This is a genomic window from Mesorhizobium sp. M7A.F.Ca.US.007.01.2.1, from assembly GCF_003998165.1.
Lineage (GTDB): Bacteria > Pseudomonadota > Alphaproteobacteria > Rhizobiales > Rhizobiaceae > Mesorhizobium > Mesorhizobium ciceri.
In genome coordinates this window covers 1-7617 of the sequence record NZ_RZQP01000266.1, presented here as the reverse complement: position 1 = coordinate 7617, position 7617 = coordinate 1, and the positions used below count along the sequence as shown (strand labels likewise).

Sequence of the window (7617 nt, the reverse complement as noted above, 5' to 3'; positions counted from 1 at the left end):
GATCGTTCACGCACGCGACAAGTCCGGTGAGGTGTTGCGCTTCTATCGTGACTTCATGGCCACGGCACCGGAGGAACTGACTGCCTACGCCGCCGCCGAGCGTCAGACCGGCAACGCCGGTCTTAGAGACGACGCCGACCGGCACCGCCAACCCATGCAAATGCGTCTCTCGGTCGAGATCGCCAAGCGTCGCGCCGCCCTGAACTCGCACGGTCTGGGTCTTGGCCTCAACCATCACGCCACGCATGGCGGAGAGGTCGATCACGATGCCGTTGTCGCAGAGCGCGCGCCCGGCGACATTGTGACCGCCCCCACGCACCGCGACAAGAAGGTCGTTTTTAGAGGCGAATTTCACTGCGTGGATTACATCAGCAACACCGAGGCAGCGTGCGATGAGTCCAGGGTGTCGATCAATTGCCGCGTTCCAAATACGGCGTGCCTCGTCGTAATCGGCATCAGCGAGCCGGATAAGGCGGCCAGCCAACCCCGAAGCGAACTCATCGATGAGGTCGGCGCCAATCGGCATGCCATTGCGACTTTGAAGCTGCGTCTCTAACATATCCTCCTCCTCAACTTCTCACCGCGTAAGCTCAAGCCTCGCGATGAGAAGTAGCATAACACCAGTTGGCGGGCCTGTGACGCCGAAAACACCTTCGATCCGATAAGTGGCGCTCGGTGCGGAATGGCCGCTTTTGCCAACTGGATTCTAGGAAGTTGCCAGTCGGCTCGCGGCCCCATGACAGTCACATCAAGCAACGGAGAGGCGCACGCCACCAGCCGAGCAGCTCGCACACCACGGTATACCTCGACTAACGTAACACCGCCGCCGGTTGCGGCGTAACATCTGGGTGGATATCGACTATCTGTGACAGGGTAGCGTCAGGCCTAAACCTTGAGGTGACAGGGCCGCAGAGTAGCGAGCCATCGGGCAAAAATTGAAAGGCCGGAAGGGTTGCCGTACGGGTTTACCAAGGCAACGACGCTAGGTCTGTTCGCGGACGGTGGAACAAAAACCGCGCTGTCGAGATTCGGTCGTTGCACTGTTCCCATTCGGTGCTTTCCCCATGAGAACTGCCCACTGGCCTGACGGCTGGCGGGCTTTTTTGTATCAGCGGAACCTTATTACTCATGCTCAGTTCTTGGCGGCAGCGCCCCGCACGCTGCTGGCCAAGGAAAGGCAACCCTTGGCCGGGCCCGCATCGGTCCTCACCCAAGCGGTGCGGGCCCACTGTCGATGCTGCCGAGCCCGTCTTCACACCCTTGGGCGTATCTTTCGAACAGTTCCACCTTTTCTGGATAAGGAAGGCGGTGTAAACGCTGGCAACCTTCGCACCGATAGTGGGCGGCAACGATGAACCAACGCCCTGGCTTGGTGAACTCGTTTCCACATCCGGGGCATTTGAGTGTCATCTCAACCGAAGATAGTTTCTGGGAGAGCGGCATCAGGTCGCGTAACTCAAACTGCCGACGCCAGAATCAGCGTTATCCCCACCACCGTCGACGCATAGATCGTGGCTAAAGCACGATCGGTCGAGGAATACTCGGCGGGTGTGCGAGGCCGGCGAAGTCGGGGCCTCGGAATGTTTCGGTGCCCACGGGACGTTGGCGGAAGCGTTGTCATTGCAAGCGCGCAAAGATAGACGCTGGGCTATATCGGCGGCGATCAGAGAATAGTCCGCCACCAATTTCGACCTGTCCGAGACAATGGAGATTTCACGTTGCAACATCGCGCGCCTCCCATGAGTTCTCCCAACTGACGGGTCTAAATTATGTTCCGCCAATTTTGAGAGGGGTGCTGCTGCCGATGTGCTGGCGCGGCTAATCTACCAGCAACAGGAGCGGCTTGCTTTGGCTGCTCGTGCCAAATCACCTGCCGCAAGTCGCGCATGTCGACCTGCTGTCCGCACGTCGGGCAGGTATAGAAGTTGTCGTCCTCATCGGCTGGTTCGCCGCCGTGCTCCTTGCCGGGAATGGATGGTCCACGTCGGACGGCCTCGCCATGGCTGTCAAACAGTCAATTCGTCTAAAATGTTCCGGAACCATTTTAGCGCATGCTAAATTGAAACGCAGTCTTGCGGGTCAGTTCATGCGTCTGAAGTTCATCAGGCCAATGTTTCCCAGGCTTGTCGAGGTCCCCCCGACAGGAGACAACTGGATTCACGAAATCAAGTACGATGGCTATCGGACGCAAATCATAATCGAGACGGCACGGCCCGAGCGATCACGCGAAGAGGCTATGACTGGTCATCGACGTACAAGACGATTGTCGAGGCGGCGGCAACCCTTTCTCCCAAGTCGGCAATCATCGACGGCGAGGCAATCGTCCTCAATGGGAAGGGCGTGTCGGATTTCCATTCGCTGCGGTCCGCAATGCGATGGGCGCCGGATCGGATCATCTTCGTCGCCTTCGATCTGTTGCACCTGGACGGGGTCAACTTGCGCCCAGCACCTCTGCTGGAACGTCGGGAAAAGCTGCTCGAACTCGTCGGGCCTGCCAAGGGCGTGATCCAGTACAGTCACCATGTGCATGGCGGCGGGGCCGACTTCTACGCCGCGGTTGATCGCATGGGCCTGGAGGGCATGGTGTCGAAGCGGCCTGACAGCGTGTATCGGTCAGGCGACACCGAAGCGTGGCTGAAAACCAAATGCTACGAGGAAGTCGACTTTGAAGTGGCAGGCGTGCAGCTAAAACCGGGATCGGCACCACTCGCTTTGATGGCAACCCGCGATGCGGAACGCCGCTATGTCGGATCGGCTCACATCGCCCTGAACAAAGCCATGCGAGAACGCCTATGGGCCAAGGTGCAGGAGGGGAAAGGCACGCCACCGAAGGGAGCCGACAAGCCAGACGCCGAATGGATCAAACCTGGCCTTGTCGGACGAGTGAAGACCCTTAAGCGCGAGGACAAGCTACGCCATGCGACTTTGCGAGCGATCCGTGAGGCGAAATCGTGATGTTACGAACGCCAATGAAGTAGGCCCGCCTGACAACCCACGTCCTAAAACACACCACCGATGCCTATCCCCCCACTAATGTCTGGTGGGGGGGCTATGGGGCGTTGCGGGACGGCCTGCGCGCGTTTCGCCGCCTTGCGGCTGGGGCCGGTTTGCGAAGGGCCGTTGTCCGACGCGACTTTAGCCGGCTTGGCCTTGACGATGACCGGCTGCTTGCAGATTCTGCCGGAACGCAAAAAGAGATCGCCGAGCAATCCGACGGTCGGCTCGGTCGTGGGTGCGATCTGTTTGGTGTTTTTGTAGTAGTCGGTGAGGGCACGGATGGAGCCTGTGCCCCAATCGCCATCAACTTGCATCCGGTAGCACCCCAGGCGACGAAGTTCGGTCTGAATGCTGCGCGCAAGATCGCCTGCCTTGTCCTTTTCCGCTTCGCCCGCCGAGGCGCCGACAATGAGAGTTTCGAGGCCGGAGACGACGCTCTGGCGAGCGACTGCAACGCTTTCGGTTGAAGACAGATTGGCGACCCGAGTGCCGACCGGCTCCGCTGAACCGCCTGACGGTGCCGGAATCTCGACGGACCGCAGCGTCTGTCCGACGATGAGCACGGCGGTCTGCAGGTCGTTGGAGGCGAGCTCTATCTGCAGCTTCTTCTTGGCGTCTGGATCGGACAGGATGCGCGACAGGCTCGCGCTCAACTGCGCCGGATCGAGCATCTGCTGTTCGGTGAAATAGAATTGTTCACGCAGGTTCGACTGATCCCACGGCACCTGGCGGCCGACGGTGAGCGCCTCGGTCTCGTTGCGGACGCGGATCATCATGTCCGAAATGCTCAAGCCAGGAATTTCGACGTTTTTTAGAAGCGCAGTGGTGAACGGGCTGTTTTCGTCTGTCCCGTCGACGGTGACGTTCCCGGGCTGGGTGGCGAAGGCGACAAACGTGTTTTCGCCGACCTCGACCTGCGCCAGACCGTTGGAGATGTTGGCGCCGCTGCCCAGCGGATTGTTGCGGCAGGCATCAAGGAAGATGAAGGTCTGACGGCCGCGACTGGCGAATTTGGCGATCACATCATTCAGCTTGACGGCGTGCGCCGTCAGCTTGTCCAGGTTTTCCGGATCGGGCGTATCGATCGGTAGCAGGTAGTTTTCGCCCTGCACCTGCATGCCGTGGCCGGCGTAGAAGATCAGCACGGCGCTGCTTTCGGGCAGCTTCGCCTCGGCGTCATGGAAAAGCTTGACGAAGCCATCGGCGGTAAGATCGGTTCCAGTCAGAACCTCAAAGTTCAGCCGCTTCAGGCTGTCGGACAGTTTCGTCGCATCGTTGACCGCGTTGGCGAGGTGCTCGAGACGCTTGCTCTGGTAGTTCGTGTTGCCGATGACGATCGCCAGCCGGTTGCGCGGCTGCAATGAGGCGTTCTGTTCGACCGCGGCGCGAACGTCGATCGTGCTCAAAATCGCGAAAAGCATGAGCAGAGGGATGCGCAAGTATCCGTGGCGGTGGGTCATATCGGCATGCTCGTTCCAGCCTGCGTCAATCTTGATCCGGCGGCCTTCGAACGCACCAGACGCAAACGCAATCTGCCCGAGCGTTTGGACCCCGTGCCGCCAAAGGCCCGCAAATTTTTATACCAAGTATCCTGTCAAAGATAGGAAAAAGGGATTTGTATGCAGTCACTGGACCGTGGAGGGCTCGATGCCGACCAAGATCAACCTCGCGCTGCCGGTTTACGGAGCAGCCTACAAAAGCGTATTCGTTCGCAGCCTTTTTGCGGCCCTGACTCACGAAAGCCTTTCCAGCTACGCGTTCACGCTGTCGGAAATCGAGTACACGGATATACCGTTTTCTCGGAACTATCTGCTCACGAATTTCTACTACAAGAAGCTGGACTGCAGTCACATCCTGATGATCGACAGCGACATGGGCTTTTCGCCCGATCTCATTGCCGCGATGCTGGCGCTCGACAAGCCTGTAGTCGGCACTTTGTATCCGCGGCGTCTGGTCGACCTTCGCAAACTTCACTCGCTGTCGAAACTGCCGTTCGACAAGGCCTTTGCGCAAAGCCTGGAGTTCCTCGGAACCATCATCGAACCGCGGCAGGAGATGGGCGGCTTTGTCCGGGTATCGCTATGTGGCACGGGTATCTTCTTGGTTTCGCGCGACTGCGTCGCCAGGATAATTGAGAAACTGCCCGAAACGGTGAACCGGTCGCGCTACAGAAAAAACAAATACGCCGCACAGTTCGAGAGCTTTCTGACGCCATTTTCGAAGATCGTGACGCCGGACGTGGACTTGCCTACCGATTTTTCTTTTTGTCATCGCTGGGCCCAGCAGTGCGGCGGGGAAATATGGGCAAGTTACGACCGCAAGGTTGCCCACGCGGGAAGCCTGACCGTTTCGGCAGCCTATTCTGACCTCTAGATGTTCGCGTCCTTGTACCGCGTTGTACTGCATCTGAGCGGTTCAATCTGAGTTCGATAGTGACCTTGTCGCCACACATGACCTTATAGTGGCCTGAGAGCGAACGCCTAACCATTGCCGACGAGCAGCGCGCTGCGTACACTGCCTGTCAATCAAGTCAACGAGCCCCATTGAAGGGCCGGTGATTTATTGTAATTGCCTTAACTGTGACGGTATCGATTCTCGTAAGGTGGGATCGAATGAGAGTGCCGCGGGAGGCCTATCAATTGGCGGGTGTTTCGTTGCTTGCGTTAGCGGCGGCATCCACGTTGCAGATATCTAGCGCGGAAGCGTGCTCGGCTATCGCAAGCGGTGCTGGTACAACAGTCGGCTCAGGCATCTCGGCCGAAACGACGTTCGAAACGACATCGGTCACGGTCGAGTGCAGCACAACTGGAAACGTCCAGGATGTCGGCGGCGTATTCACGACGGGGTTCGCGGGATACAAGGGGCAAGCCAACGACTCGTCGACAGTCATCGTCAACGATTATGACGGAAACGGCGATGACATTGTTAGCATCTTTGGCGGTATCCTGGACAACAGCACGCCTACCCCCGTCATAAGTGGCCTGCCGCCGGTAACGTCATCGGCAACGACATCCTTGCAGTCGGCAGAGGGGACCCTCGAACTCTTTGGCGGCAACGACCGGTTCGAGATGTCCAATGGGGATTTGTCGGGCGATCCGTTCGCCCCAAATGTCGACGCCAATCTCGACGCCGGGGCGGGCGATGACACCGTTATCATCCAGGCCGGCAGCATCCACGACATCGATCTTGGAGATGGTGTCGACAGTGTCGTGATATCCGGCAGCGGCACACAGGTCGGCAATGTGACCGGTGGCATTGGTGACGACCTGATATCGGTCGGTATCCTCGAGGTCGAGGAAGGCGTTTTTTTCAGCGAGCCAATCGTCGGTATCATCTCTGGGGGTGAGGGCGGTGATACCATTACCATAGGGGGAGGCAACGTCGAGGCCGTGGATGCCGGGGCCGGCGACGACCAGGTCAGCATCGGCGGCAATACCGCAATCGAATTGGATATCGATGGAGAGGCCGGCAACGACACAATAACGGTCAGTGGCAACGCCACCATAGGCGGCAGCATTTTCGGCAACGATGGCAACGACACCGTCAACATCGACGGTGGAACCGTCGGCACAACCATATCGCCGGGCATCGTTGATCTTGCGGGCGGCGCCGACATTTTCAACATGACCGCGGGCCATGTGACCGGCTCGGTGTTCGGCGAAGGCGGCGGCAACACCTATACCGTCAGCGGCGGCACGGTCGACGGCTCGATCTATGCCGGCAGCCAGGACGACAGCGTATCGATCTCGGGCAACGCCAGTGTCGGCATCGACCCAGGTGAGGGTGGGGAGGGCACGGATTCTGTCGGGCTGGAGGATGGTGACGACACCTTCGACATGACCGGCGGCACTCTTGCGGGTGCGGTAAGCGGTGGTGCCGGCAATGATGTTATTACGCTGCGCGGCGGCACCATAAACAGTTTTCTGGAAGGCAACGACGGCAACGATCAGATATTGGTCTCCGGCGGCGTGCTTGCGGGAGAGGTCACCGGCGATGTCGGTGACGATCTGATTGTCATCAGCGGCGGCGCCATCGGATCCAGCGTTTCCGGCGGCGCCGGCTTCGACAATGTCTCGGTCACCGGCGGCACCATCACGGGCGGCATAGACGCCGAGCATGTCCATCTGTCGGGCGGCACGATCGGCGGTAACATTACCGGTCTTGGTCCCGACACGCTCGTGATCGACGGCATCGGTGCGGTTGACCCACTCAATTTGAGCGATGGCGTTCTGTTCAGCGGCACGGGCGCCAACGGCACCATCACCGGCACCGATCTCGCTGCCGGCGGCAAGAGCCAGAACTTTACCGGCTTCGACAATTTTTCCTCCGACAATTCCACGCTGCGCTTCAACGGCGGCATACAAGGCATCAACCACCTCAACCTGGGCAGTGGCTCGACGCTGTTCATCAACGGCAACGTCACCATGCCGGGTTCGATCATCGCGACGAATTCGCTGATCGACATGACGAACGGTGTCGCTGGCGATGTGTTGACGCTAGGCGGCCTCACCCTCAACGGTGCCAGCATCGGCCTCGACATCAACCAGCAGACATCTCAGTCGGATCAGCTCATTGCCGATGCGTTTTCGGCAACCGGCGCCAATACCATCATCGTCAACC

Annotated in this window: 5 protein-coding genes and 1 pseudogene; 3 read left to right on the top strand and 3 right to left on the bottom strand. The window is 59.1% G+C overall.

Features of this window, described 5'->3' with window-relative positions; all coding sequences use genetic code 11:
• Nucleotides 1–559: FAD-dependent oxidoreductase (locus EN949_RS30400; protein ID WP_245472546.1), on the bottom strand; the 559-nt coding region annotated here is incomplete at its 3' end.
• Between the two features lie 1499 nt (nt 560–2058).
• On the opposite strand from EN949_RS30400, the gene EN949_RS30380 reads away from it, so the two are divergent.
• Nucleotides 2059–2955: an ATP-dependent DNA ligase gene (locus tag EN949_RS30380; RefSeq protein ID WP_348630611.1), complete on the top strand. Its 897-nt coding sequence runs from the start codon at nt 2059–2061 to the stop codon at nt 2953–2955.
• Nucleotides 2956–2999: 44 nt separating this feature from the next.
• Here EN949_RS30380 and EN949_RS30375 read toward each other — a convergent pair whose 3' ends face one another.
• Nucleotides 3000–4418, bottom strand: coding sequence for a caspase family protein (locus EN949_RS30375; RefSeq protein WP_245265373.1), 1419 nt, complete (start codon nt 4416–4418; stop codon nt 3000–3002).
• 226 nt (nt 4419–4644) lie between these two features.
• On the opposite strand from EN949_RS30375, the gene EN949_RS30370 reads away from it, so the two are divergent.
• Entirely contained in the window at nt 4645–5370 is a 726-nt protein-coding gene (locus EN949_RS30370) for a hypothetical protein (RefSeq protein WP_013525277.1), read from the top strand.
• Between the two features lie 623 nt (nt 5371–5993).
• Here EN949_RS30370 and EN949_RS36225 read toward each other — a convergent pair.
• A complete protein-coding gene (locus EN949_RS36225; RefSeq protein ID WP_206526455.1) occupies nt 5994–6635 on the bottom strand; it encodes a hypothetical protein in 642 nt (213 codons plus the stop codon).
• Between EN949_RS36225 and EN949_RS36220 the strand changes: the two are divergent.
• A pseudogene (locus tag EN949_RS36220) lies at nt 6621–7617 on the top strand (autotransporter); the annotation flags it as partial. The gene EN949_RS36225 and the pseudogene EN949_RS36220 overlap by 15 nt on opposite strands.

What these genes read in the sequence shown, in the direction of transcription:
- EN949_RS30375 (WP_245265373.1), bottom strand. Translation starts at nt 4,418, where the DNA reads ATGCTTTTCGCGATTTTGAGCACGATCGACGTTCGCGCCGCGGTCGAA.
- EN949_RS30370 (WP_013525277.1), top strand. Translation starts at nt 4,645, where the DNA reads ATGCCGACCAAGATCAACCTCGCGCTGCCGGTTTACGGAGCAGCCTAC.
- EN949_RS36225 (WP_206526455.1), bottom strand. Translation starts at nt 6,635, where the DNA reads ATGGCCCGCGGTCATGTTGAAAATGTCGGCGCCGCCCGCAAGATCAAC.